The following is a 24,721-nucleotide window of genomic DNA, read 5'->3' on the forward strand; positions in this document are numbered from 1 at the left end:
CATTTCCTCCTAATACCCATATACATCCCCAAATCGAAAGCAAATGAAAAGGGCACCCCACATACGCCATTACGGCTCACGAACAGTGCCCTTTGTTTACTTTCAGGGAATCCATACACGTATTTAATTTAGGTATATTTAATGACCTCCACAGGTCAAACATCACTTAGCCATTATCAATAATGTCACTAGAACAACTGCCCAACTAATAATTGAAGCGATACACACCGCTGCGAGTTGTTCGTACTTTTGCCGATCACCCAATACATCCCTACCAAATAGTGATAGGAAAGACAGAATTGCAATAATACCAACAATCCAAACAAACGCTAAAATCATTTATCTCACCTCTTTCAGGGTAAATAAAAAGCGCTAGCCACAGTGGTTAACGCGAAATACAATCATTATTCATCTAATTCAACTTCCATGGCACCGTCATACAACTTCTGAAGGCGAATACCAGTCATCGTTAGGTTCTCTTGTTCAGCATCCATTCCCTTAGTTGCCTCTAACTCATCAACATGAGCCATGAACTCATCAAGCTCATCATAGTTTGCGAAAGTCAGTTTAACCTGGTCACCATTTTGTTCAGCTTTCATATGCCAAACAAATATCGTTTTTCCTAACTTCATAATTAAATCATAATCTGCTTTTGAAATGATATAAGTTCCCATCTTATTTTCCCCGCTTCCGACTAGGATTTACTTGGATGATATTACCGGTATTGATGTTCAACGTAACACGAGCCTTATCCCCATAGTATAACTGAACCGTTTTATCTGAACTACTAGCTCGTACTCGATTACTCTGTAAGGCATTCTCAACATCAGATAAATGAACGCCATTTCGAATCTTTGCATGCTGAACCTCTTTACTTGGCCCAATGAGTCGTTCCATAAAATGTTGGCTGAAAGATTTCACTTCGTGTCCATCTGAAGTCTTGGTACCAATTAAAGTATTCAAGGCTAATTTACGTAGCTTTTGATAATCTTCAAAACTCATTAATGGCGACAAGGTTCCTTGAACACGTTGTTTACGATAGATATTCAGTTCCTTCCAATCCTTATCATTACGATACTTCATGTTCTGATAATTATCAAAGGATACTGGCATATTCTCATCGCCTAAATCTGATTGCATTCCACGATATTGTTTTAGGTCTCGAGTGTAGTTCTTAACCTTCTTTTGCATGAGATTAACTTCAGGCTGTCCATGTTTATCTACAAGCATTTGTTCCCACTGTTGATAGGTTGAAAAGCGCGGGATTTTCATCGTCTCATCTGCTATTGGGTCTCGTGCCGTTCGGTAACCACCTCGCTTCGTGGCCGTGAAATAGGCAACCGCTACCGTCCTACAGAATGGATGAAACGGTGGGTAGTTTCCTGCAAATCCAGCACAACGGGCAAGCTTAACGTCGTATACTTTCCCATCATGCGCCCGACAAAATTGGGATGTCCGAAAGTCCAAGACCGCAACCAGTGAGTATTGTTTCACCCCATGATCCTGCCATGCCTTTAATTTAGCTTGATGAGCCATGTAACTTGATTCAGTCCGAATTAATCTACGGGCCTTATATGAATTTACACCAAACTCCTTCATCAGAGCCTGTTCCATATCATGGTCAGTCATTCCCGTCATACGTTGTACAGTAAACAATTCCTGTAACCGCTTGGCTAACTCATCCGTATTCTTCCAAATTCGCTCCGAATAGCTTTCACCAAACCATGGTGTTTCCAGTTGTTGTTTAACCTCGGTAGTCGTTAACTCTTTCAGTTTAGTAACTGGTTTAACCGACGTAACATTTACCTTATGAATAGGTTCATCTGATTCCGGATTCGTGAATAGGATAACGTCATGTTTAACTTCAGGGATTGCTTCACCCTGATAAACGTTAAACTCCTTTTGCGTATTACCAATAATAGATTCTGCTGAGGCATTCAAATATGCATCCTGAATCGCTTTAATATAGTAATCAGTCGATTCTGACAGTTGAACGTCTGCAATGCGTTTAGCGACCACATACGCCTTAGTTCGCAGTAATTCAATGCGACTAATCCGACTCTTAACAGATAGTCCATCTAAATACGCCTTAATCTGTTTTTGAATCTTTTTATCCTTAGTTTCTTTCAACATTTGTTGTAGGATAACCAATTGATCAGGAGTGATGGCGGTATTAAGAACTTTGGCAACCTCTTCCTCGGTTAGATTCGACTTGCTAAGATACCTCTCATAGAGTTTGTCGGCTTCTCCCGTTAGATATTGCACTGCTGCAGCATATGCTTGAACTAAAATTTCAACAACTTCATCACCAGCATCATGATGTGCCTGCTCCAAACGAACTGCTCGTAGTTCCCAGTAGTTTAGCTTATTCTTGTCTGCCATCCCCATCACTCCAAGTCCACAGCTCTACGTTGTTAGGATATGCCATAGCAATTTCGGCCACTGTTTCTCTAAACATTGATAGTAGCCGCTCATCACCAGCATCTAAATCCACCGCTGTCACGATAGATTCATTAGGGTGAAGGTCTGCGGTCGCATGACTTAAGTAGTTAGCTACACCCGTAAAAAGTGTTGATATACCTGCACAGACAATATCGTTCCCGTAAGGTGCCTGCATAGCATGGCCATAAATACTAATCCTTGCTTGGGTTTCAGTTCGGTCCATCTTGACGTGAATCACGGTATCCCTCCTGTTCATCCTGATCAACGTTAGTATTAAATTCATTACCACCTAATGCGGTTTTCTGAGTCTTAACCTGTTTAGCAGTTTGTTCATCCATTAATTCAATAACCTTTTGTGGCTCATATCCATCTGGTAACCAACTGTACGTGATATCACGTGGAATAATACCATCCGCTGTCTTAATGTTACTGATAGTATCGGTCATATTAACGGGGATGTTCGGTGTCAGTTGAATACGAACATCGGTAATATCAACATCTTGTTGTTTTACCAGCATCATGTTTTGCATCAGCTGTAAACGACGATGAAGTCCACGCTTCAGATATTGGCTTTTAACTGAAATTAGGTTCAATAACCCAAAAAGCTTGTATTTCATTGCCTCTCCCGAAATATTGCCTGCAAAGTCCTTATCAGTCATATTAGGAACATTGGCCATTTCATGTAAGTCGTTCTTAATCGAATCAGCTAAGGTTTGAACATCGCCCTCTTCTAATGATTTTGTGAGCCATTCAATCTTGGCATCACTTGGTAAACCATCTAGCATTTGCCCTTTAGATAGTTCACCATCAATATCAGTTCCATACGCTAGCAAGATGGCATCCACAAATTCATCCTTATCTGTAATACGGTCAGACTGTAATGAGTTATAGGCGTCAATCAAGGGAATTAATTGTTCAAAGTCTCCCTGCCGTTGTCCATTGTTATAAAATTCTGTAATGGGTTCGGAACCCCAGCGATGAGGTGTTACCGTCGCTTCATTCATCAAGTTACTATCACTTAAATTATGGCCTGCTCGTGTGCGATACTGAATCAAATTAATAGGCGTATAAACTGAAATTAAATAACCATTATCTGTACCATCTAGCTTCCGCTTAGGTTGCAGATAAATCCCAATTAATTCCGTTTCGTCTTCAGTATCATCAGTGATTACAATGGTATGACGTGGATCTAAAGCAGCAATATGTTCCTCAGTAGTTTTCTCGTCTAATTTCTTCAAGTATGCCAGCTCATAGGCAACACCATAAATTGATAATTGTTGTTCTAGATCCGTATCATGTCATGAGCCATTACATTCATATGATTAAATGCCTCCGTGATAGCTTCAATACTATTACCCTCTTGAGGAACATAAGTAATTGGATTTCCTGTCATCATACCGGTAATCATATCCGTAAAGTATTTGGCATGGTTCACAACTACATGAGAATCTTTATCCTGACTGTACGGTGTACCAAGCATTCGACTAAGGATACCTTGTTTGCCACAGTAGTAGCTATAAAGCTTATCGTATTTCTCCCGCTTCCGGTCCAACTCATTCAGGGCATAATTTAATAACTCATAAGGCGGGTTATCAATATCCTCAATTAGGGATGCATCTACCTTTAACCCCATTTTCATCCCTCCTATCTAAATAATTTAGGTTTAACTTTTGGCTTGACCTTACCGTTAATACCAAGTGCACGTACTACAAAGTAACGGACAGCATCACACGCGTGGTCATGTTGTTTAATAACTTTATCTTCACCTCGTTCAGAGGCTTTTTGGTCCCATGCATAGGATGCCAGCTCCTTAAACAAATTTGTTAGCCTAGGTGTAAACATAACCTTACCCGTATTCATAGCCGTCTGAGTCAATCTGATGCCATCTAAGACATCGTTTTTGGCTTTCTCTACATGTACCCCTCGTGACCGTAAAACAGCAATAAAGGATGCCGCAGACGGATCGACAATTACAGTGCATTTAAGGTTGCCCATGAACTTCAAGAAGTCATCGGCATACTGCTCATCTGTCTTCTGCTTTGGTGAGTGACGTCCATCATAGTAATACTCTTTTAGGCACCACCAAACACCATCATAAAGACCCCACAGTAGAAATACCGTGGGGTTTTGAGTACCATAATCGACCGAAATACAATACCTTTTTGCAATACCTTCTGGGGCGTCAGCAACCATCGTCTGCTTATCAAAGTTATCGTAAACAATACCATCTGCAAGTACCCATTCACCGAGGATATACCGCTGATAAAACACACCATCGTACAGACGTTGATAATCAGCCAGTGTTTGTGCTGAATTCGCTGGATTATCCTCCATCGTGAAGTGGATGTGCAGAGCACGTTTATCCTCTAACTGATCTACCCATCCCGTTTTAAACCAGTGGAATGGACCAGCAGGGTTGCAGTTAAACCAATACTTGGAGCCTTCAATATTACAACGAGCCAATGCCTGATTTACGAAGGATTCTGGCATGAGGGCTACCTCATCGAAGAAGAAGCCGGCAGCAGTTAACCCTTGGACCAAATCCTGACTAGACTCATCTTTCCCACCAAACAGGTAGTAGCGATTAGTAGTATTACCATACGTAATCGTCAGCATATTATCCGTTCGAGAATCTTTAACATTATATCCTCTACCTTCTAACATCGTAACCAATGTCCGGATAACGTTCCGACGCAGAGAGCCAATGGTTTTACCCGCAATGCCAAACTGCTGATGATTAAACTTTGTCATAGACCAAAGGACATAAGACATAGACATAATTAACGTCTTACCTGCACGCACAGAACCATCACAGATTAGTGCCTTATTGTCAGCTGTAGCCGGATCTTGCCACCAGCTTAAAACCTGCAACTGCTTAATAGAAAACGGCTTAAACGGAAACTGCCTGCGTTGCAACATTAATCATCTTCTCCTTTAATCTGATGGACTGAGTCACGAATCGCCTTAAGGAAGGTATCTTCCTCAACATCCTCATTAACCGGCTTAGGTAAGCGATCTACCAACTCATGCAGGGCCTTCTGTTTGTCATATAGTTTAACGATCAAGCCATCCTTACCAACATGTAGATCTTGAATGACGCTCCAATCAATCTCATCACTAGGTTTTAGAAATACATCTGCTTGATGTCGCTTAATGGGATTACCATCAGTATCCAGAAAAGGCATCCCTTCTTCATCTGTCAGTACCTCTTCATAAACCTTGTAATCTAAAACATCCCCAAGGGACGCAGTGGCTTGCTTTGCGTACTCTTTGAGGATGTCATTGGCGTCTAAATACAGGTCAACAGCCTGCTGTTGTTTGAGTACATCGAGTTCTTTTTTCACCTTAACATTTCTTAACAAGCGGCTCCCGGCTACCTCAGCTGTTCGTTGGTCAACTTGATAAGCTTTTTGGTAGGCCCAGGTAGCATTGAAACGTTGTAAGTAGTACATACAAAAAAGTTTTTGCTTTTCAGTAAGTGTCGAATCTTCGAGTTCTTGGATAGTATTTAGGGGTGCACCCTTTTCTTCAATAGGTGCACCCCTTGCCTTCATTTGCGTTTTTTTCTTAGAACCACGTTGCCAATCATAACGACGCTTCCAAGATTTTAATGTGTTAAGTGGAATATTATACTTAGTGGAAATATCCCTGTACTTCATCCCCGCCATATAATCTCGTTTAGCCTGTTCGACTTCTTTTTTCATCGCATGTCACCTGTCACCCCCATTTATTTAAATGTAACTTAACTACCCCAACAGTCCGACCTAGTTAATTAGATCGAATAGTTGGGGTAGTTATACTATATCTACAATTTTTTTAAATCCTACTTAACTTTTAAAAACGAACCAGCATTTGACAGAATTTCAGAGAATCCAGGTACAGTTGCTTTATTGGTATCATAATTCCGTTGCCATTCACAGGCTAATTGTGGAATTGAAGTCATTTGGGCACCCTTAGTTTCCATTCGCTTAATGGCAGCATCACTAGCATCCTTCGATGATCCACCTACACAGTCTAAAACGGGATACACTTCATACCCTTCGTTTAAGGCATCCAGAGTTGGAAATGATAAACATGCCTCTGTCCATAAAGCAGCAATAACTAACTTCTTTCGTCCAGTTTTATGAACAGCATCGTAAAAGTTCTGATCTTCCCAAGCGTTAATGGTCATTCGATCATAAACGTCCATTCCATCAAATTCTTGACGTAAGGCTGGAAAAGTTGGTTCATTAGCCCCTGAAGTCACATTAACCGTTGAGGCTACAATAGGAATGTTATATAGCTTAGCCAGCTTTGCCAAATCAACAACGTTCCGCATAATTTTAGCCGTATTGGCTGTTTCTTCTGTAAGTAATTGCGTTGGTTGATAATCAATAATTGCTACTACTGTATTTCCAGGATCCAATAAATTGTCATCCGCCGGTTTACGTGGTGCCATGCTCTTAGGCTTAATAAGTGCCATAGTAAAATCCCCCTAGAATATTTTTGTTTGTTCGACACAAGACTACGGTTTTAACTATTAAGAGTCAAAAACAACGACTTACGATTTTATGAAATTGAGTTTAGTGTGCAAGATAACAACCTCAATTCAACATAGTTGCCTTTTACTTTAAAAAGTTAGTAAATAAGATTGATCTATAACTTACAGTAAGGAGAATTTCTTATGGGGAATAAAACAAAAAACATATGGGCAATAATCGCAACGGGCCTATTAAGCTTTCTTGGTACAAATCTTTTAACTGGCCTTAGTATTGCAATTCCTACGATTATTAAGACTGATCATGTTAGTACTGATGTAGGACAATTAATTAACTCTGGGTATTCAATGATGGTTGGTATCTGTATCTTGATGTCAACCTACTTGCTGTCTCGTTTCTCTACCAAACAACTTTTTCAAAATTCGATTTTACTCTTTATCCTTGGCCTATTATTGAGTGGGTTTGCACCAAACTTCTGGGTGCTCTTGATTGGTCGTTTAATCACTGGTATTGCTTCAGGACTTTCTATCCCACTCATGTTTAATATCATCTTGGCTAAAGTTCCTGAGAACAACCGTGGTGTTATGATCGGCATAGGAACATTATTGGTTACTATGGGACCGGCTCTCGGTCCAGTATATGGTAGTTTAGTTATGAAAGCGTTTGGAATTCCAGCTTTATTTCTATTTATGCTGATTATCGTTGCAATCAGTTGGTTCTTAGGCTTTTCAACGGTGGAACCAATCTCTACAATCAAGTCCATTAAATTAGACTGGCCGAGCACCATTCTATTAGTACTTACCTTGTTAAGCTTTACTTTTGGTTTATCCTTTCTTGGAAGTCATCAAATAAATGCCTTCATCCCTATTACTAGTGTCATTTTAGCTGTTGTTTTCACAGTATTCTTTTTTAAACGGTCCACTCAGATTTCCAATCCCTTGTTGGATGTAAAAGTCTTCAGGAACTCAAATTTTCGAAATCAAAATATAGCCTTCTTTCTGAGTCAAGTCACTGCTCCTGCCGTAGGATTCTTGCTCTCCATTTATATACAATCAGTAGATTTAAAATCCGCTTTTATCGCATCTATGGTAATCTTCCCCGGTTCTCTAATTTCTGCTTTCTTAGCGCCCGTGGGAGGTAAATTACTTGATAAATTTGGAGCCGCTAAAATTATTGGACTTGGTGCCTCCTTTTTCACGATTGGCTTACTTATGTTTTGGTTAGTATCACGAGGAGAAATGAATGCCATGACCGCATTATCGATTGACATCATATTTATGATTGGGATGGGACTCTCTACCGGTAACCTTCAAACAAGCGGAGTAAACACATTACCTAACAACGAACAGAGTGATGGGGATGCTTTTTTTAATGCCTCACAACAGTACTCAGGGGGAGTTGGTACAGCACTTGCCGGTACTATCCTTTCAGCATTTCAAGGTAGTGCGCATGGGAGCGCCTTATTAACTGGCACCCACTCAGGTACCTCGTGGGCCTTTTGTGCTCTTTTCATTTTGGCTGTAATAAGTGACTGGTTATTAATTAGGGGATTTAAATCTCAAGGAGCCTAACCAAACTCAGCTAAATTAAACTATCAATCGAACGGTCTTGGCCATCCTTCGAAGTTGATTGTTTTTTCGAAGACTCGTTTTTCTCTTTGGTCTTCTCTTGTTTTAGCCACTTCTCCAGCCGTGCATCCGCGTTAACGAATGCTCTAGGCTCGTAGCCAAATTTACTGTGAATCATGTCCATATTGATTACTCCTTAATTTGCGTACAAAAATAGCCCAATCGCATGAACGATTGAGCTTCTATCCATCGAGTTGTCGCACTCTATTTTTTGGATAGTTAACACCGTGCGTTGGAATCGAACCAACTGAAACCATTACACGGTACTGCGATACACATCAAGCTGTCGATTTGCCTCTAACAGAGGCTAAACCTACTGGCGGATTCGCACCGTCAGCAGGTACATATAAATGAGATGGTTAGAGTAAATGGCTAAATTTATCTCAGTGGCCAACTCATCTCTATTATGAGGTCATCGCATACCCTAGCCGTCATCTTGCTAATAATGGTTGCTCGCTCAATACCATGTAGTGGAGTCGAACCACTAACTAAGGCCTAGCCTGTCGCACACTGGTCATGGCACCTCATCATGAAAGGAGGTAGATAAAGGAACCTAAGTTTGCGTAGCCTACTTAACTACGCAACTGGGACAGACGGACTCGAACCGTCGACAACTAATCGCTCTACCAACTGAGCTATGTCCCAATGATGAAAAATAGCGAGCTCATCAAGTTAAACAATCCAGTAATAAGTGTTTCTCGCTATCTTTCGATACTATTAATATATGCCGATTTAAGTACAGAAACGGACGGATTCGGACGAAATTGGACGGATTTGTCCGGATTTGGACGAAAACGGACGGATTTAGTGCGAACTTTTTTGTAGCACCTTACGAAACACCAAAATTGAGGTGTCTGGCCACGTTAAAGCGAATTGGAAGGCGGCTTCTTTCCGATAATCGTTAAACGTCGATTTGGGGATAGAATAGTCGGCCTCGTACTTCTTTGCCAATTCATGCCGACAACGCTGATTTGAGTAGTTTTTAACGTACCTGAGCCACAACAGCGCCGAACGTTTCTCCGATTGCTCATCAATACCCGCTATGGCTTGAATCACATTTTCAATCATCTTGAGTTCAGCTTCGATCTCATCCATCTCAATCAAGCGGTTATCTGCCTGTGCTAACGCCCCATTAACGTTAGAGGCAGATTTTGGCATCCCATCATAGACAATCCCTGATAAGTGCACCATCTTCAACTGCGCCAATTTCTGTTTTAACTCGTGATAACTCTTCAAAATATTTTCTGCATTGACGCGGGTTGCGTCCTTATCAAGGCTTCCAAAATGCAATGCTAATCAACCTCTCCCTATGATATAATTAGTTTTGTCGGAATTAATCATACATAGGAGATCGTCCAGAAATGGGCGGTCTTTTTTGTATCTATTGCCTAAAATAATCGAGTGAAACATCCAATGTGTCAAAATATTCCGGACAGATCTTTAAATCATGAAATTTCATTGCTAGGTCTCCCGATATACCCGCTTTTTCCGGATCTTTATCGCTTCTGGATAAATCGGATCATTCACTCTATCTCGTATCCCGCTTTTATAGAAAGTAGGATATTTTGTGTATAGCTCTTTAAAAACGTCAGCGTGCGTCCCCTCAACATATACTATTTGGGTGAGCTGCCCGACTGCTTCCCACATATGGCTTAGCCTTCTTTCTTCGGTGGCTGATAGTCACGGACAAGCACTTCGATCCGTGGCAGCTCTGAATAGAATTTATATGCGTCGATGTGACAGATGATGTTGTCATCGGCCCATATAACACCCGTGAGGGCGTCCAAGATACTTTTGACATAGTTATCCGTGTCTGGCTTTTGCAGCGGTACATGAAGCTTGTCTTCACGTCTTGCACGCTCTATCTTGCTCGTGTTCTTCTGATTGCTACGATAGGCAGCGATGTACACCTCAATCGGCTTATCAGCTAGCAACTCGCCATTAAACTGCTTAGTGGCTTCAATAGCCACTACTTCCTTAAATTTTCGAGACTTACCGGGATCATAAGCATGGCCCGTACGAGTGAAACGTGGCCTACCTGCTGCAACGGGTTCCCCATAAATAGTCAGGCTAATCATCCACCGGTACCTTCACTCCCTCACACTTCTCACGCAAGCGTCTCATATGCTCACGGCGTTCCTCATCTGTCAGAGGCTTACATACTGGGCAAGGTTCACTGGTCATGATGCCACCTGGATAAGTACGCCAGTGTACTCTAGTACCATTACATAGCTCACAAGTCATACGTTTCGCACTCCTTCCATGCTGCTAAAAACTAGTTGGTGTTCCGGATTACCCGTAAGTACCCGGTTAATGAATTTGGGGTTGTACATCTGTTTGAGTTCATCAGCCGTGCTATTGGTCGTGATGATAGTACATCCCTTAGACGTGTTGTTTTTGAAGTCTACCCGAGCGTTGGAAACCCGGTACATCATATCCTGCATATCTTTATGGACAGGTTTAAGATTGCCGGTCATACCGCCTTCTGTGCCGAAGTCATCTAGCACCAGCACGTCCGCTTCCTTCATGGTCCGCTCGATGGCATTTAGCTTAGCCTGTACACTTGGATCGGTATACTTACCGTTGATAAGCCCTAGCAGTTCGGCGGTGGAGATAAAGACCCCACTTTTCTCCTGCTTTATCAGGCTATCTAGCATAGCGAGCGCCAGTGACGTCTTCCCAACCCCTCGCTCGCCCAGCATAGCCACGTTGAAGTCCCGCTGTTCAAGTTGCCTTACCAGCTTATAAGCCCGGTTACCCAGCAACCTAGCTGCTTCAACATCAGCTTGCTTATCTGGCTGCCAGTCGGCAAAGGTAAAGGCCAGCTCCATGCCACCGCTCCATAGCGAATGACGGTAGCACTGCAGGCGTTCGTACCGTTCGTTGGCCTTCGTTGCCTTGATTGACGTCTGGCGATTGAGTCGCTCGACCTCTTCACGGGGGTTAGCGCTCATCTGCACCCCGTGCTTTTTAGCTAGGGCTGCCATCTGTACAGGATCAAACGCTACTCGTTGAAAGTCATTAGTCATCAAATCCACTTTCTTTCCGTTGGCTGTTCCTCTGTTTTCACCCAATCCTCGGCCTCTTTGGGTCGACTAATACGCCCAGTAGTTTGCTTCATTTTGGGCTCTAACTGGTCAAATTGCTTTCGAAGCTTGGCTGGCGACAAAATATTGAATTTCCAGAAGTCGTCTGCCTGACACCAGTCAATTACTTGCCCAACTTCCACGTGAGTACGGTGATCGCGGTCAAATATCAAATGAAACTGAGCAGCCCATTTTTGATAGTCTGGTGCTTTAGCCTTAGGGTTATTTGCTTTGACCTTCGTAAACAAATACCTAGCGGCCTTTATCTCCGGAGAATCACTAGCATATAATTTTGTTTTCCGGGTCGAGCCGGTTTTTGGCTTCGACAAAGATTCTTTGTTTTGTTTAGTCTTGTTTTGTTTAGTTAATGCTACACGGTTGTCTACAGAGTTCCCTACACGGTTGTCTACTGTGTTGTCTACACTATTTGTAGACAAGTGTTCGTAAAGGTTGATAATACGGTATTTTGCAGATTGCTGACCTTTGCGTGATTCCCACTCGACATATCCTTTTTGTACCAATCCGTTACGAACGCTATAGAATGAAGACGACTTACTTGTGTCTTTTAGTCCAGCCTTTTGGCACAGCACCGATGAAGCTACCGTAAACGTATCCGACCATGCTGTTTTATTGTTTATGGACATCAATGCATGCCATAAAGCAATTTCAGATGAATTCAGTGGGTTTATTTCGAGCCGATCATAGAATGCCTTAATCTGGAGTAAATAGTTCAAGTCGTCACCTCCTTAGTACAATTCGATTTCATCAATGGGGATTACTTCATCTAGCGTTTTGGTCAATCGACAGTAATCACAGTGTTCACAGCGAATCGGTTCTTCTTCGTGATGGATTACCGATTCAATTCGGGGTTGATCCATCTCGACCTGTCCCAATCGCTCTTGCATGAGGTAATCCGGGATACTGTAAATGCCTTTGTCAGGTACGACTTGCTTAGACACGGCAATGATATAGGGATCACACCAAACATCAAATTGCTGGTGAATCAGTTCTCGGTAAATCGCCATTTGTAAGTCATAGCTTCTATCTAGTGGAAAACTGACATACTGGTGACTGTCGACGTCCCAATGCTTCTTGTGGATATCATCGACCGTCTTAAGGTCCATAAACATCCCACGGTCTAAGTTGAGGCAATCAATCTTGCCTTTCCACTGCACGCCGTATAGCTCGCCTTTGACGACGACTTCCTTCTCGCCTTGATAAAGCCGATTGAAGTTAGCGTCAGCTTCTAAGGCGTCAATCATTGAATCGGCTTGCCGAAATGAACTCTTGATGCCTTTTTCAGGTTTGCCATACTTATAGATAGCCTTGCTGTTCTCTTCTAGGAAGCGTTGATGGGCCTCTTTGCTCTCAAAGTAAGAATGAAGGTAATTGCCTACCAGCAACACTTCAACGTTACTATCTGGATTCCAGCGTCCTTCTAGCTGGGCTAGTGCCGCTGCTTCGCAATCTTCGAACTCTCGGAAGCGAGTCTTGGACTGCCAGACTCGGTCAGACTCCAACGAGTAGTAATTTTCAGTCGTTAGGGTTGCCGAAGTGGTCGAGGAGTTCTTCTTGTTTTGGTTCTTCGTAGTTGTCAATTTCGTCACCTTCGATCGGTTGTTCATCGGGTTCAATAAAGTTATCAACATCATTCTCCACAGGTTCAAGAGTGGACTGTTCATCAGTCGTAGAGTCACCAATCAAGTCGGTTATCGACTTATGCTCCTTGGGAGTGACGTCCTTTGGCTCATCATCGTAAGCTCCATCAGTCGTGTCATTAATGGCCTGCACGAACAAATCGTTATCGTTTGAACCATTGATGAAGAACTTGGCTGCCCGATTGATAATCGTCCGCTGGGCCATTTCCTGACTAAACTTTTGCTGAACGTTATGCATCTTAGATTGTGACCAGCTAGAATCAATTTCCTTTTTTGTCATCACTGTCCAAACCTTTTGACCATCAACCTGTTCGATGTAAGCGAAGGCACCCACAATCGGATTATCCCGATTTTCAAACTTCGGTACATACTTCTTAACGACTAAGTTCATCTGATCATCTGAACCGATCTCAAATTCATCGCCTTTAAAAACTGCTTGAGCCTTGATATCCTTAACGTTGGTGAGGTTCTTTAAAACGGTGATAGAGCCAAAGTAAGACCGCAGCATAGTGCATTGATCGCCATAAGGGATAAAGTAGCATTGATTCTTGGCGGGGCTTAGTCCCTGAATAACCATATCCAGCAAGGCTTTTTGAACCGATCCGGTATCACATCGTTGCAAAATCGGGCGTGTGTCCTTGCCCTGCTGCGGAGCGGATAATTTCAGCCATGCCATTTGTAGGGCGTTCCCGGCTGAATAATTTGGTGGCAGCTTTAGTCCTTGTTCTTCCTTCATCTTGGCAACAGTCGATTGTACTTGTGCGATTACACTGTAGTCTGCCATGGTAAAACCTCCTTAAATTCCGGTTTCCAGTCCACTAATCGACTTTTAATATCTGAAAGCCGATCATAAGTTACTTGTGGGATTTCTGTATCTTGCTCTAGTAAGTCATCAAGCTCGCTGATAGCTTCTTGTAACTCGCTGTGGTTCGCTAGGATAATACGTGATTTCGAGTCGTATGCTGGTTCGCTCATGCTTTCTCTCCTCGATTCTCAACTCATTTTCGATATTTTTAATCTCTTGGATTCGCCGTAGTTCGCCTAGCTCGGTCGTCCCGTGTTGACGCTTGAGTTTAGCTAGCTTATCCATTTTTGCCTGTAAATACTTATCCATACCGGTCACCCTTTTAAAGGATCGTGTGCCACTGTCCACTGGTGTCTCGCCAGCGTTCTGTTCCATAATCGTCAAACTTTACCGGGTAAGCCTCAAACACATCAAGCAGCTCGTCATGAAGCTCTACGATGGCTAACGCTGGTTCAATTCCCCGCTCAATGAAGTAATCCTTCATAGCTTCTGGATTATCAGGTACGTAGTCAAAACCGTTTCCACCAGGCGAATCAATTTTCCAGTAGATATAACTTGGGTTGATTGATTCGCCTAAGGTATCCTCTGGAAAGTCAGCACCCGTTAAGTTGGGATCGAAGGCTTCTGATTTGTCTTCGTAATATCGGTCTTCGTTCGAGATCATCATTTGCGCTCACCCTTTTTCGTGGTAGAATGAGAGGTATAAATGATATTTGAAACCACCGATTCAAGCATTGCTGTGCTTAGATCATCGAAGCCTTTTGGTGTTGCTGCACCGAACGGCTTTTTTTGTGCGCTATTTTCCATGTTTATCGTTCCTCCCTACATAGTTAAGTGGTATGCCAATGGCGAAAATAATGACTAAAATGACTACACTCATCATTCGAAAAACTCCTTCAAGTAAGCGGTAAAGTTTCCTGCCCGTTCCTTGCTCTCGCCGGCTCTAAATGCCAAGTACAGCATGAAAGCAATGATGACTGTGAGTGGGAACCAATTTACAAATAATGCTGTTAAATTCATGCTTTCGGCCTCCTATTTATTGATAGCTAGTTCCCAACGTTCTTGAATCTTACGTGCTGCTTCACGAAACTTTTCCGGTTCGTAGTAAGGCTTATTGCTAACCTCGCCCGTTTCCGGATTAGTTGGGTAAAATTCCACCAATCTCATTTCTGGTGTATGTCGAATATATTTATCGAAGAACGACCGTTTCATACTTGTTTGTTTCATAGCCTCCGCAATATCCCACCAAATAGTTGGTTCATCTTCTGGTTTAGAGCCAGACTTAAAATCTTCGCCCTTAGTTAAATCAGCAAGCTGTTGGATAACGGCAGACTTTACCAGTTCACTAAATTGATCTTGTGGGCTCATTGGTGCTGCATCCATGCGATTCATCTACCTTTCCATATACTTAGCCATTGTCCAGGTCTTCTCACGTTCTTGTTCTAGAAATTGGGCATCTACTTGATACTTAGGATCCCCATCAATCATGGCAATCCATGAAAATGCAAAGAACATCACATCGAGAACCTGATTAACAGCATTTACAACATCTCGAGAATCAATTTCATCATTCGATCGAAGTTCATCCATTGCCCCTTTGAGTGAATCAACCGACTCCTCTAACTCATCAATAATTTGACTAGCATACGTATCTGGCTCATGCCTTAATCTTGGCCCATTAGCTAGTGGCGGGATTAAGTGTGTGGTTTGATTCATATACGCCACAACCAGCATCATGGGATGCTTAAACTGATCCAGTAAGTTCAGAAAATCTTTTTCCTTTAATCCCGCTGGCTTATCTACTCGCAGCCATTGTGATATTCGGGCGGGGGTATAATGCATTTCCTCAGCCAGTGTCTTTTGCTTAACCGCCTCGTTATCAATCATTTGCCGAAACACTTCAGGCACTTGAGCCTCAAACGTCACTACACTCTGCAATTTCAACACATCCTTTAATTCAAGTTATTTAAGTTAAGTGTCTTGAGCCCTATTATTTAATTAATGAAATGTTCCATGTTCTCGAACATTCATTTGCATCTCATTGGCGATGTTAAAAAATTCAATTCGTAACGTTTCAGTTGGCATTGCCTCATAAAACGCCCGGGGTGCATTTGGATTAGTTTCAGATAGTGCATTAATTAAAGTGACACGTGATAAATCTGACATGTTGTCACCTCCTCTCGCTCTTTGAAATTTTAATAGTTCACCTCTGTTAAAATGGAATAAAGGAGGTGAATAATATGAACGAAGTTAGTCAAGTAGCTCTTGAATGGTTAAAGCAACAAGATTTATCTGATAAAACGCCTGTCGAAGCATATCAGATGTATATTGATGCTCGTAATCAGATTCAACTGAGTTAATTTGTAGAGCTAGGTGATGAATAATCACTTAGCTTTTTGTTCCTCATGCTGTGATTAATTCCCGTAACGATTAAATCTAAATCATTCATTGAAATTTCTCGTTCAATCAAAAGTTCAACGATTTCATCAACAATGGGCTGTAAAGATTTCGTTTCCACGTTGTCACCTCCTTTCGCTCTTTGAAATTTAAATACTACCCAATCAGCTTCTTTAACATTTCAAATGTTTCTCGGGCCTGATCAATATTAGTGCTGTTAATCCCATTAATATTAGGAAGATTAAGGTTATATCGCAGTACTGTATAAATGGCATTTTGCAAAGGCCATGATTTATCCTTACCCAAACAGTATTGTCGAATTTCCTCTCGTAGCACGGGCCAAACAGGAATCTTTTGTGATTCATCTAGTCGGGCCCTTAACTCGGCATTTTCCTGCTTAAGCCGTTCTAATTCACTTACTGGCATCACTTGGCCACCTCCTGTGGTAAAAGATCCTCCGCATGAATCTGGAAAACTTTTGCTAATTTAGCTGCGTTTTTTAGCCCCGGAGTTTTTCCATCATTTTCAATACCAGAAATTGTAGTTTGAGGAACTCCACTTAAATCTGATAATTGAAATTGACTCAGTCCCCGTTCTTTTCGCAACTTCACTAATACTTCACCTGCATTCATAGGTTCACCTCTTTCTTGACCCTTTTGGGTATATCGATAATATATACCCGTTTGGATATATTGTAAACCCATTTGGGTAAATCAATTTAAAGTTTAGTTTGCTACGCTGTAATTAGTAAACGAACCCTAATGGGTTAAAGGAGCATAGCAAACTTGGAAATTAATGATGGAGCACTTTTTAAACAACGTTTGTATGAATATATGAAACAAGAAAACATCACATTGAATCGAGTTGCTACGTTATCAGATATTACGGCATCTACATTGAATAACATCGTTAACAGAGGATCGGCCCCGCGAATCGATACCATTCGTAAAATTTGTAATGGACTTAACATCTCAGTTCATGACTTCTTCGACTTTCCGCCATACAACGAGGTAGAAAAATAATGACTAATATATCCAACGCTTTTACATGTCCATTCTGTAACGTAACTTATAAGTTAGAAGAACCAAATTATGGTGCTCTTGTTCTGTACTTTGATGGCGGCGAACTCAAAAGCGCATCAGAGTATTGGTATAGTAGAGATGTCAATTTTGATGATGCCCTAAAAGTCATGTTTAAAAAATGCCCATCATGTAATAAAACAGTAATTGAGACATTAGGTAAGGGCGATCAACTAAAAGATGAATTTACTCACATACATCCAAAATCATTGGCTAAACAATTTCCTGAATATATTCCTTCGTCTATTCGCCAGGATTATGAAGAAGCATATGCAATTCTTCATTTAAGTCCAAAAGCCTCAGCAACATTGTCACGCCGAGCAATGCAGGGAATGATTAGAGATTTCTTTGAAGTAAAGCCAGACACTCTGTATAAAGAAATTGATCAGATAGAAAATCAAATTTCTCCAACAGTTAAAAAGACTTTGAATGCTGCTAGGAAAATTGGCAATATTGGTGCGCACATGGAAAACGATATTAATACAATCGTGGAAATTTCTGATGGCGAGGCGGAAAAGCTCATTAAGTTAAACGAATACCTAATTAAAAATTGGTATATTGAGCGCCACGATTCAGACACGCTGATGAAAGAGATTCAAGACATCAATACTAATAAACAAGATAATAAAAAAAAACATTAGTTCTGTTTTGAATGCTAATCGTTTAAAGTATCATGTTTAGCTAATAAATTTCCCTCTAAATCGAAGTACTCTTTTAAATGTCTAACTACCGATTCCTCTGTACCTTCGCCAATCAATGACTGCACCTCAATAACTTTAATTACTTCTACAGATTTGACTACAGATTTTTCTGCAAGTTCTCTTTTACTAATTAACATTATTTTCCTCCTGACCATTCTCTATAAACGATTCTATAATTTGGTTTCGGAAATTAATGACGGCAAATAATTGATCGTTAATTCAACATCATATTTTTTCTCAAGGGCGGCTATGTCAAGTAGCAGCTCTTTTATTTGTTCTAAATCTTGCAACTCCGCTTCAACTTTTAGAACAGGTTTTTCGTTATTCATTCCTCTCACCTCCTAACTAAATGACTTTTCGTTGAGATTTTATCAACGATTTAACGAAAATTTTTTCCATGTCAATTCCCAAAATTTGACACAATAAAGGTATTTCAGAAGATTTAAACTTTGTATCCCCATTTTCACGTTTATAGTATTGCGACTTTCCACTTAGGCTAAGCTTATCAGCCATTTGTTGATAGGTATAACCTACTAATTTTCTTTTATTCTGAATAAGTTTCAAATCAACTTGATAATTCATATACTCACCTCCTGTTTCGTTTATCTCAACTAACAAAATTTATTATACGTTGATATTTTAGAAACGTCAATATTTTTTGTTTCTTTTTTTTCAACAAACCGTGTTTTTTTTAGAAACTTTGCTAGAATTTAGTTGCAATATTAGAAACGAGGGAATTCAATGTCAAACAATATATTAGCAAATAACATTATTGATTTACGCGAATCCCATAATATGTCACAAACTGAACTTGCTAGACGACTAGAAATTGATAAGTCGTCTATGAGTAAGATTGAGAGTGGGAATCGAAAGGTATCGAGTGATGAATTAAAGCATATATCAGATATTTTTAATGTTTCAACAGATTACTTACTAGGCAAAAAAAGTTTTGCTGCTAGGAATGAGCCAATTGATTTAGGTAAATCAATTGATGATGATGATTTAATGACATTCGATGGTAAACCGTTAACCGATGACGACAAGGAAATTATTAAACGGCTACTCCGAGGTAAAGAATAATGATGGAGCAAATCATGACTGACCTCATGAATTATGCGTTTGATCATCAGATCAATGTAATTCTTACCAAAGATTTGCCAGTAACAACCGTTTCAATAACTAAGGTTAAGTTGCGTACAGTCATCATTAATACGCGTTACTACATTCCAGAACAAATTCCACTACAGTTTGCGCATGAAATTGGTCACGTCATCCATAATGACGATGCAGCTCGTCCCTTAGCTTTTACCTCGATTTACTCGGACAGTAAATTAGAAAAAAGTGCCCATACTTGGGCAATAAAAAAGCTCCTACCCTATTATCTTGAAGATAAGGAGCCAGAATATATAAACGCTTATGACTTCATGGAAAGTTTTGCTATACCAGGACACCTATACCCTGTTGTAGTTAATGCAATTCATGAAGCCTACTGTTCATAGTGAAATAGTTTCAATTTATAAAAAAATTCGTCCAATAAAAGAATAAAAAATTAAGAGGGAAATCTATTTATGTTTGGTAAAAAATTGGTGTGTCCAAAATGTAAAAGCGCAAACGTTACTGTATCGGAAATAAATACCAAGACAACAGCAAAAACATCATTAAATCTTAATCCTACACATCCACTTACCGTATTTAATACTAAAGAAAAGAAAAAGGCTAAGAAATCTAAAGCCAAAGTAGCTTTGGGGTTTGCTACAGTCGGTACTTCACTTTTGGCTACTGGTGTACATAAAAAGACAACGGAGTATCGTTGTCTTTCATGTGGACATATTTGGCATTAAATAAATTACTATTTGATAGGGAGAATCATTATAATTAACAAAAAAAATCATCATTACATTATTTACTTAATAGCAGGATTAGTTATCTGGGCTATTATTGAATACATCATTTGGATATACTCAGAACGGTATGGATCAAACATCGCAAATGTAATTGCTGGAGTTTCATTTGCCAGTACCATCATTATTGGTTTACTGGCTTATATACTGTCTGACACATCGAACAAACTTGCTAGACTTAGTAACGTAGTTTCGTCTAGTAGTATCATTCTTGCAAAACAAGCATTGCCATTAGAGATCTTACCGAATTCCATAAAAATCACTCTTCGAACTGGTGATAATTATGGAGTAAATATTAATCAAAAAGAAGACTCTGTACATTCTAATGTTTTCCATAGTACTGGAATAATAACCTTTCGTTTAAAATTAAATAGTGGCCATGTAAAAGCCACTTATCTCGCTATTCCTAAAAATAATTCGTCTGCCTCAACAAACTTTTTGTATCAGAAATTAAAAGTAAATGTTGAATCAACGACAACTGCTTCAAGTAGTGAACAAGAAAAAATTATAACAGTTGATAATAAAATTTTTGAATTCACTTTTACAAATGCTATTAAATTTTTTAAAATGCGTGGAGACCCTACTATTTGCAAACCAGTTTTTAACTTATCCAACGAGGAAATCAATGCATTTACAACTCAAAAGGGACATCCGCACTTTGGATACTTTTATGTTGTCATTCAAGAAGATAATAATCAGCTCAAATTTGTACTTGTTAAATTAGGTCAAAGTGTATTAACCACAGATCAGTTTACCTTGAAGGATATTTCCAAAGATCATCAGGATCCAAATTTTCCCGAACTGATGTGGGAAATATCTACGGACGATGAACTTTTTGAAAAATATAATTTTGCTGATAATGGCTCAGATACCTTATGGAAACAATACTTCACCGAACAAGAATTAACGCTCTACTCTGATCTTGATATTTTAACTGATAAAACAATCAAGAAACAGTTTGCCACGATACGCACAGATTTCCATGATTATTTCGGATCATAATATCCTATGTCTGGTGATCATCAGCGGTTCGATTCCGCTGGTGGGAATTTTTCAAAAATTGATAGGATAAGGAGTGTTTTATATTTTTAAAAATATAAATGTTCAAAATATAACTATTGCTATATCGGCCATTGGTTTGATAATTTCGCTTGTTGCCTTCCTTATTCGGTTACTTACCGGCTTAGATGTATGGAATAAACTAAGCCCTGTTGAAAAACGTTTAATTTCTAAGACAGAGCGAGCTAAATTACATTTATACTCATTTATTTCGTTAATGTTAGTAGCTCTATTTTGTATTTTTTGTTCTCTGGTACCGCTCTGGATCGAACATAACCCCTATGTATTCATAGGTACCATAATTGCCATCATCTTTGGGGGAATTGCTTTTCTTGTTGTCGAATACAAAGATTCAAAAAGTGAGCAACAAATATACCTCAATGGATATGATGAAAATTTATACAATGGTTTTGAGTTGCTTACAAAAATCGATGATAGTCACTATACCATTAGAAAAAAATGGACTGAAGATTACGAAACCAACATTATCTCTACTGAGCAACTTGGAAAGTATACATTAAGTACCAAAAACCCGAAAAATAACTAGTTCCCCACCCCGGTATGCGATGGTTCGACTCCACTGGAGGGCTTTGCTCCATTAATGAATATTCAGGGAGGAAACATCATGAAGATCAATCACATCATTACATCAACTGCTGTCCTGGCACTCTTAACACTTAGCGCACCTACAGTGACCCAAGCCAGCAGCTACCTCAGCGGTAAGTCATACGCCAGTCAAGCCACCCACTACGTCAAAACGACTAAGCGAGTCAAAGTTTATCGTATCCACACAGGTAAGTATGAAGCAGCTAATCGCATCAGTTCTCACAAAATCATCAAAAAAGGCACCAGACTATACCGTTCAAGCAACATCATGAGTACTGGTGGCTGGATCGTAAAGTCCGGCTCATTAAAGCACAGCCATCGTTACTTCTACATGGTACCAAGCGGCACCAAGCACTGGTACAAGGCTGCAAGATAAGCGGACCGACCCCTCACCGGGTTAAATTAACTAAATAAAAGGGGTTTAAACATGGCACAGAATCAGCGAACCAAGACTATTAAAGAGTTCATTTATATCGATGAAATTGAATTAAATTCCATATTGGCTCAATTAGATAATGGATTAACCACAGTAATACATGATATGCAACAAGCTCTATCAGGCAACACGGAATCAAATTCAAAAACTAAAACACATCAAGGATCTGGCGGAATAAGCACATTTATTAAGGCTGAAGGCGGTTATACCGAATCCGCTCAGAATAGTATCCAGGATATTAATCAAAGCATTAGTCAAGAAGCCGCAGATACCGTTTACAATGATTACGCCGTGGATATTATTTTGAAAGAATTAAGGGCTTCTGGTCAACTATATGCTGATAAAAGGGGCGTAAATCATCCAGCTGGAAGTTTTATACTTGTGGATTCGCCTTATAAAATCTTTGATTTTGAGGAAACACAAGCGTTAACAAGCAATCCAGATTTTAAAAAACTTATTGAAGATCAGGGCGGTGATATTTCGCCTACAGAATTACAGGACCAATTAGACTCACTTGATAAAATTTCCAGTATTGCCAATGTCTATAGAGAGGTTACGAAAGGAACTGATCTTTTATCTATTGAGGATGGTGTCGTATTTGCCGAGTCGAAAAATTTCAGAATGAATTCAACCCAACGAAAAATGCTTTCTTTACGAAAATCAAAAATAAAGGTTTTTGGTATTGTGGAAGCCAGAGTTAGCGAATCAGATATGGACATGGACTCTTTTACCGAACATGATGACTTGTCAGGCATTACAGACTTCGCAGCTAAATCTAATTTTTTCTTATTGAGTGTACTGGGTGAAAAATTCATAAAAAATAACGACCGGTTAATAAAACCAGTCGCTATCTATTTCGAATAACATTCATTCGTTTCTCAACCTGAGATTGAATTAGGTCATTGTGTTGTAAGATTTCTTTTTGCTTTGATTTACTTTGGTGAAAGTGCCCGTCTACTTCAGCTGTGAACTTATTAAATTTCTCAGCGTCACGATTTCTTTGTTTGCCTCTAAAAAGATGCATAGAAAGACCCCCTCTTAATTAGTATATAGCTTAACTTACCAATTGAACAGTTTTTAGTAGCCAGTAATGGCTCTTTTTTTTGAAAGCTAAACAAACATACGTTCTTTAATGTCAAGCACCTACATTAACATAATCCTTTTTATCAGATAGATCTGTCATCAATTTTTAGCAAAGGAGTTAACCTACAATGGCTAAATTAAATTATTCTAGAAAGTACCCTCACGTATTTAACTATCAATCGCATTCTAAGACGTTTTGGGGATTTCGTTATAACTATTACGATGAGATTGGTAAACGCCACGAGAAACAATTACGAGGCTTCACAACGGCTAAGATAGCTAACGAAGAACTGCTAAAGATACAGCTTAAAATATCTGAGAATAATGCAACCATTATCGAGAACTCAGAAGTCACCATGAAAAGCTATGCCCAACTATGGTTTAAAGCTCATCTACCAAAGTGGCGTCCTAACACCATTATCTCAAATCGTGAAGCCATCAATCACTATATACTTCCCTATATAGGCCAATACAAGCTTCGAACACTAACTATGAATATATATCTTCGAACATTCATTAACCCATTATCTGAAAAGGTATCTCCCTCTACTGTTCGGGTTATTCATTCAAAGGTAATGCAAATCATAAATGATGCAGTCAATAACGACATCATCCCTCGTAATCGACTTCAGAACATCTCTTTGCCAGCTTCGCATACCCGACAGGCTTTTACACCTGAGGATCTAAAAAAATTTAATGATGCACTGCATGTTGTCGAGATTGACTTCCGTGTTTTCTTTCTGACGATCGAATACACCGGTATGCGTCGTGGCGAAGCATTAGGGTTAGAGTGGGATGATATTGATTTTAACAGGCACACCATTAGTATTCGCCGAAGCCGAATCAAAGTGGACGGACCAACCAAGACCCCTCATAGCGTGAGAACTATCAGTATTTCACAATCCTTAGTTGACCTTTTAAAAAAATATCATATTCACCAGCAGAAAAAGAACTTAAAGTCTAAGGGTCCACATCCCATCAAAGTTTTTACGGGGTTGCGAAACCATCCATTGATAGCTGACCACTGTAATAAAAAAATGAAGGCAGTTCTTAAAGAAGCTGGTCTAACAGACAAGCACTATGTTATCCATTCATTTCGTCATACTCAAGCTAGCATTTTAATGAATGATGGAATGAACCCTGTTGATATTGCTAAACGACTTGGTCACTCATCGGTTAAAACTACATTGGATATTTACTCCCACGCAGTAGATGATAACGACCAAAAACTAGCTGATACTTTCGAGAAAAACATCAACAACCTCTAATTTGTGGGAAGTTTTGTGGGAAGTTCTAAAAAGCACCTATTATTTTCGCTATTAGTTACCCCAAATCATGCCTAAAATGGGGCATAAAAAAAGA

At 39.9% G+C, this 24,721-nt stretch carries 39 protein-coding genes and 1 tRNA gene; 11 read left to right on the top strand and 29 right to left on the bottom strand.

Going from position 1 to position 24,721, the window contains the following annotated elements:
• Nucleotides 1-404: 404 nt before the first annotated feature.
• The 8 genes from DCM90_RS01950 to DCM90_RS01985 form a co-directional block, all read right to left on the bottom strand.
• Entirely contained in the window at nucleotides 405-674 is a 270-nt protein-coding gene (locus tag DCM90_RS01950; RefSeq protein WP_109249676.1) for a hypothetical protein, read from the bottom strand.
• Nucleotide 675: 1 nt separating this feature from the next.
• The gene (locus tag DCM90_RS01955) at nucleotides 676-2,382 is read right to left on the bottom strand and encodes a minor capsid protein (protein WP_165815172.1); all 1,707 of its coding nucleotides are present in this window, start codon (nucleotides 2,380-2,382) and stop codon (nucleotides 676-678) included.
• Nucleotides 2,366-2,698 carry a ribosomal-processing cysteine protease Prp gene (locus DCM90_RS01960; protein ID WP_165815173.1) on the bottom strand — a complete coding sequence of 111 codons (333 nt, stop codon included), beginning with the start codon at nucleotides 2,696-2,698 and terminating at the stop codon, nucleotides 2,366-2,368. The genes DCM90_RS01955 and DCM90_RS01960 overlap by 17 nt, the downstream gene beginning before the upstream one ends.
• Complete coding sequence (locus DCM90_RS01965; protein WP_263852050.1) at nucleotides 2,652-3,680, bottom strand: phage portal protein; 1,029 nt, start codon at nucleotides 3,678-3,680, stop codon at nucleotides 2,652-2,654. The genes DCM90_RS01960 and DCM90_RS01965 overlap by 47 nt, the downstream gene beginning before the upstream one ends.
• A gap of 44 nt (nucleotides 3,681-3,724) precedes the next feature.
• Nucleotides 3,725-4,075, bottom strand: coding sequence for a phage portal protein (locus DCM90_RS10150; RefSeq protein WP_165815174.1), 351 nt, complete (start codon nucleotides 4,073-4,075; stop codon nucleotides 3,725-3,727).
• Between the two features lie 11 nt (nucleotides 4,076-4,086).
• Nucleotides 4,087-5,361 (bottom strand): PBSX family phage terminase large subunit, encoded by a 1,275-nt coding sequence (locus DCM90_RS01975; RefSeq protein WP_109249681.1) that lies wholly within the window; start codon nucleotides 5,359-5,361, stop codon nucleotides 4,087-4,089.
• Nucleotides 5,361-6,146 (bottom strand): terminase small subunit, encoded by a 786-nt coding sequence (locus tag DCM90_RS01980; RefSeq protein ID WP_109249682.1) that lies wholly within the window; start codon nucleotides 6,144-6,146, stop codon nucleotides 5,361-5,363. The genes DCM90_RS01975 and DCM90_RS01980 overlap by 1 nt, the downstream gene beginning before the upstream one ends.
• Before the next feature lie 119 nt (nucleotides 6,147-6,265).
• Nucleotides 6,266-6,904 (bottom strand): isochorismatase family protein, encoded by a 639-nt coding sequence (locus tag DCM90_RS01985; RefSeq protein ID WP_225365936.1) that lies wholly within the window; start codon nucleotides 6,902-6,904, stop codon nucleotides 6,266-6,268.
• 201 nt (nucleotides 6,905-7,105) lie between these two features.
• On the opposite strand from DCM90_RS01985, the gene DCM90_RS01990 reads away from it, so the two are divergent.
• Nucleotides 7,106-8,491 carry an MFS transporter gene (locus DCM90_RS01990; RefSeq protein WP_109249683.1) on the top strand — a complete coding sequence of 462 codons (1,386 nt, stop codon included), beginning with the start codon at nucleotides 7,106-7,108 and terminating at the stop codon, nucleotides 8,489-8,491.
• 10 nt (nucleotides 8,492-8,501) lie between these two features.
• On the opposite strand, the gene DCM90_RS09910 is transcribed toward DCM90_RS01990, so the two are convergent.
• The 18 genes from DCM90_RS09910 to DCM90_RS02060 all read right to left on the bottom strand — a co-directional run bounded on the left by DCM90_RS09910 (nucleotide 8,502) and on the right by DCM90_RS02060 (nucleotide 17,126).
• Nucleotides 8,502-8,672 (bottom strand): hypothetical protein, encoded by a 171-nt coding sequence (locus DCM90_RS09910; RefSeq protein WP_165815158.1) that lies wholly within the window; start codon nucleotides 8,670-8,672, stop codon nucleotides 8,502-8,504.
• A 460-nt stretch (nucleotides 8,673-9,132) separates the two neighbouring features.
• Nucleotides 9,133-9,193, bottom strand: a tRNA-OTHER gene (locus tag DCM90_RS01995).
• A 159-nt stretch (nucleotides 9,194-9,352) separates the two neighbouring features.
• Entirely contained in the window at nucleotides 9,353-9,838 is a 486-nt protein-coding gene (locus tag DCM90_RS02000) for a hypothetical protein (RefSeq protein ID WP_109249684.1), read from the bottom strand.
• Nucleotides 9,839-10,200: 362 nt separating this feature from the next.
• The gene (locus tag DCM90_RS02010; RefSeq protein ID WP_109249686.1) at nucleotides 10,201-10,626 is read right to left on the bottom strand and encodes a RusA family crossover junction endodeoxyribonuclease; all 426 of its coding nucleotides are present in this window, start codon (nucleotides 10,624-10,626) and stop codon (nucleotides 10,201-10,203) included.
• Nucleotides 10,627-10,788: 162 nt separating this feature from the next.
• Nucleotides 10,789-11,622, bottom strand: a complete 834-nt coding sequence (locus DCM90_RS02015) for an ATP-binding protein (RefSeq protein WP_225365937.1) — start codon at nucleotides 11,620-11,622, stop codon at nucleotides 10,789-10,791.
• Entirely contained in the window at nucleotides 11,577-12,368 is a 792-nt protein-coding gene (locus DCM90_RS02020) for a phage replication protein O (protein ID WP_109249687.1), read from the bottom strand. The genes DCM90_RS02015 and DCM90_RS02020 overlap by 46 nt, the downstream gene beginning before the upstream one ends.
• Before the next feature lie 12 nt (nucleotides 12,369-12,380).
• Entirely contained in the window at nucleotides 12,381-13,241 is an 861-nt protein-coding gene (locus DCM90_RS02025) for a PD-(D/E)XK nuclease-like domain-containing protein (protein WP_306419284.1), read from the bottom strand.
• Nucleotides 13,168-14,076, bottom strand: coding sequence for a recombinase RecT (locus tag DCM90_RS02030; protein ID WP_109249689.1), 909 nt, complete (start codon nucleotides 14,074-14,076; stop codon nucleotides 13,168-13,170). Before DCM90_RS02030 ends, DCM90_RS02025 begins: the two co-directional genes overlap by 74 nt.
• Complete coding sequence (locus tag DCM90_RS02035; protein ID WP_109249690.1) at nucleotides 14,058-14,267, bottom strand: hypothetical protein; 210 nt, start codon at nucleotides 14,265-14,267, stop codon at nucleotides 14,058-14,060. The genes DCM90_RS02030 and DCM90_RS02035 overlap by 19 nt, the downstream gene beginning before the upstream one ends.
• 152 nt (nucleotides 14,268-14,419) lie before the next feature.
• Nucleotides 14,420-14,764: a hypothetical protein gene (locus tag DCM90_RS02040; protein WP_109249691.1), complete on the bottom strand. Its 345-nt coding sequence runs from the start codon at nucleotides 14,762-14,764 to the stop codon at nucleotides 14,420-14,422.
• On the bottom strand, nucleotides 14,761-14,904 hold the full coding sequence (locus DCM90_RS09915) for a hypothetical protein (protein WP_165815175.1): 144 nt from the start codon (nucleotides 14,902-14,904) through the stop codon (nucleotides 14,761-14,763). The genes DCM90_RS02040 and DCM90_RS09915 overlap by 4 nt, the downstream gene beginning before the upstream one ends.
• Before the next feature lie 72 nt (nucleotides 14,905-14,976).
• Complete coding sequence (locus DCM90_RS09920) at nucleotides 14,977-15,117, bottom strand: hypothetical protein (protein WP_165815176.1); 141 nt, start codon at nucleotides 15,115-15,117, stop codon at nucleotides 14,977-14,979.
• Nucleotides 15,118-15,129: 12 nt separating this feature from the next.
• On the bottom strand, nucleotides 15,130-15,480 hold the full coding sequence (locus DCM90_RS02045; protein WP_133244313.1) for a hypothetical protein: 351 nt from the start codon (nucleotides 15,478-15,480) through the stop codon (nucleotides 15,130-15,132).
• A gap of 9 nt (nucleotides 15,481-15,489) precedes the next feature.
• The gene (locus DCM90_RS02050; protein WP_109249693.1) at nucleotides 15,490-16,035 is read right to left on the bottom strand and encodes a hypothetical protein; all 546 of its coding nucleotides are present in this window, start codon (nucleotides 16,033-16,035) and stop codon (nucleotides 15,490-15,492) included.
• Between the two features lie 60 nt (nucleotides 16,036-16,095).
• Complete coding sequence (locus DCM90_RS09925; protein WP_165815177.1) at nucleotides 16,096-16,263, bottom strand: hypothetical protein; 168 nt, start codon at nucleotides 16,261-16,263, stop codon at nucleotides 16,096-16,098.
• Between the two features lie 190 nt (nucleotides 16,264-16,453).
• Entirely contained in the window at nucleotides 16,454-16,615 is a 162-nt protein-coding gene (locus tag DCM90_RS09930; RefSeq protein ID WP_165815178.1) for a hypothetical protein, read from the bottom strand.
• A gap of 35 nt (nucleotides 16,616-16,650) precedes the next feature.
• Complete coding sequence (locus DCM90_RS02055) at nucleotides 16,651-16,920, bottom strand: hypothetical protein (RefSeq protein ID WP_109249694.1); 270 nt, start codon at nucleotides 16,918-16,920, stop codon at nucleotides 16,651-16,653.
• Nucleotides 16,920-17,126, bottom strand: coding sequence for a helix-turn-helix domain-containing protein (locus DCM90_RS02060; RefSeq protein WP_165815179.1), 207 nt, complete (start codon nucleotides 17,124-17,126; stop codon nucleotides 16,920-16,922). The genes DCM90_RS02055 and DCM90_RS02060 overlap by 1 nt, the downstream gene beginning before the upstream one ends.
• A gap of 189 nt (nucleotides 17,127-17,315) precedes the next feature.
• Here DCM90_RS02060 and DCM90_RS02065 point away from each other — a divergent pair, with 189 nt between their 5' ends.
• Both DCM90_RS02065 and DCM90_RS02070 read left to right on the top strand, forming a co-directional pair.
• Nucleotides 17,316-17,516: a helix-turn-helix domain-containing protein gene (locus DCM90_RS02065; protein WP_263852051.1), complete on the top strand. Its 201-nt coding sequence runs from the start codon at nucleotides 17,316-17,318 to the stop codon at nucleotides 17,514-17,516.
• Nucleotides 17,516-18,214, top strand: a complete 699-nt coding sequence (locus tag DCM90_RS02070; RefSeq protein ID WP_225365939.1) for a DUF4145 domain-containing protein — start codon at nucleotides 17,516-17,518, stop codon at nucleotides 18,212-18,214. The genes DCM90_RS02065 and DCM90_RS02070 overlap by 1 nt, the downstream gene beginning before the upstream one ends.
• Nucleotides 18,215-18,228: 14 nt before the next feature.
• Here DCM90_RS02070 and DCM90_RS02075 read toward each other — a convergent pair whose 3' ends face one another.
• From DCM90_RS02075 to DCM90_RS02080, 3 genes are read right to left on the bottom strand one after another with little or no spacing between them, the layout of a single operon-like run.
• The gene (locus tag DCM90_RS02075) at nucleotides 18,229-18,411 is read right to left on the bottom strand and encodes a hypothetical protein (protein WP_109249696.1); all 183 of its coding nucleotides are present in this window, start codon (nucleotides 18,409-18,411) and stop codon (nucleotides 18,229-18,231) included.
• 33 nt (nucleotides 18,412-18,444) lie between these two features.
• A complete protein-coding gene (locus DCM90_RS09935; protein WP_165815180.1) occupies nucleotides 18,445-18,603 on the bottom strand; it encodes a hypothetical protein in 159 nt (52 codons plus the stop codon).
• Nucleotides 18,604-18,619: 16 nt separating this feature from the next.
• Nucleotides 18,620-18,856, bottom strand: coding sequence for a helix-turn-helix domain-containing protein (locus tag DCM90_RS02080; protein ID WP_109249697.1), 237 nt, complete (start codon nucleotides 18,854-18,856; stop codon nucleotides 18,620-18,622).
• 159 nt (nucleotides 18,857-19,015) lie between these two features.
• Here DCM90_RS02080 and DCM90_RS02085 point away from each other — a divergent pair, with 159 nt between their 5' ends.
• The 8 genes from DCM90_RS02085 to DCM90_RS02120 all read left to right on the top strand — a co-directional run bounded on the left by DCM90_RS02085 (nucleotide 19,016) and on the right by DCM90_RS02120 (nucleotide 24,627).
• On the top strand, nucleotides 19,016-19,354 hold the full coding sequence (locus DCM90_RS02085) for an XRE family transcriptional regulator (protein ID WP_109249698.1): 339 nt from the start codon (nucleotides 19,016-19,018) through the stop codon (nucleotides 19,352-19,354).
• A gap of 14 nt (nucleotides 19,355-19,368) precedes the next feature.
• Nucleotides 19,369-19,773 (top strand): ImmA/IrrE family metallo-endopeptidase, encoded by a 405-nt coding sequence (locus DCM90_RS02090; protein ID WP_133244314.1) that lies wholly within the window; start codon nucleotides 19,369-19,371, stop codon nucleotides 19,771-19,773.
• A 69-nt stretch (nucleotides 19,774-19,842) separates the two neighbouring features.
• Complete coding sequence (locus DCM90_RS02095; RefSeq protein WP_109249700.1) at nucleotides 19,843-20,115, top strand: hypothetical protein; 273 nt, start codon at nucleotides 19,843-19,845, stop codon at nucleotides 20,113-20,115.
• A 12-nt stretch (nucleotides 20,116-20,127) separates the two neighbouring features.
• Complete coding sequence (locus DCM90_RS02100; protein WP_109249701.1) at nucleotides 20,128-21,177, top strand: hypothetical protein; 1,050 nt, start codon at nucleotides 20,128-20,130, stop codon at nucleotides 21,175-21,177.
• A gap of 73 nt (nucleotides 21,178-21,250) precedes the next feature.
• Nucleotides 21,251-21,781 carry a hypothetical protein gene (locus DCM90_RS02105; protein WP_109249702.1) on the top strand — a complete coding sequence of 177 codons (531 nt, stop codon included), beginning with the start codon at nucleotides 21,251-21,253 and terminating at the stop codon, nucleotides 21,779-21,781.
• Between the two features lie 78 nt (nucleotides 21,782-21,859).
• Nucleotides 21,860-22,216: a hypothetical protein gene (locus DCM90_RS02110; RefSeq protein WP_109249703.1), complete on the top strand. Its 357-nt coding sequence runs from the start codon at nucleotides 21,860-21,862 to the stop codon at nucleotides 22,214-22,216.
• Nucleotides 22,217-22,267: 51 nt separating this feature from the next.
• Nucleotides 22,268-23,140, top strand: a complete 873-nt coding sequence (locus DCM90_RS02115) for a DUF6414 family protein (protein WP_109249704.1) — start codon at nucleotides 22,268-22,270, stop codon at nucleotides 23,138-23,140.
• Between the two features lie 347 nt (nucleotides 23,141-23,487).
• The gene (locus DCM90_RS02120; RefSeq protein WP_109249705.1) at nucleotides 23,488-24,627 is read left to right on the top strand and encodes a site-specific integrase; all 1,140 of its coding nucleotides are present in this window, start codon (nucleotides 23,488-23,490) and stop codon (nucleotides 24,625-24,627) included.
• Nucleotides 24,628-24,721 lie beyond the last annotated feature (94 nt).

The sequence above is a fragment of the Levilactobacillus bambusae genome, assembly GCF_003124125.1.
In the GTDB taxonomy this organism is placed as follows: domain Bacteria; phylum Bacillota; class Bacilli; order Lactobacillales; family Lactobacillaceae; genus Levilactobacillus; species Levilactobacillus bambusae.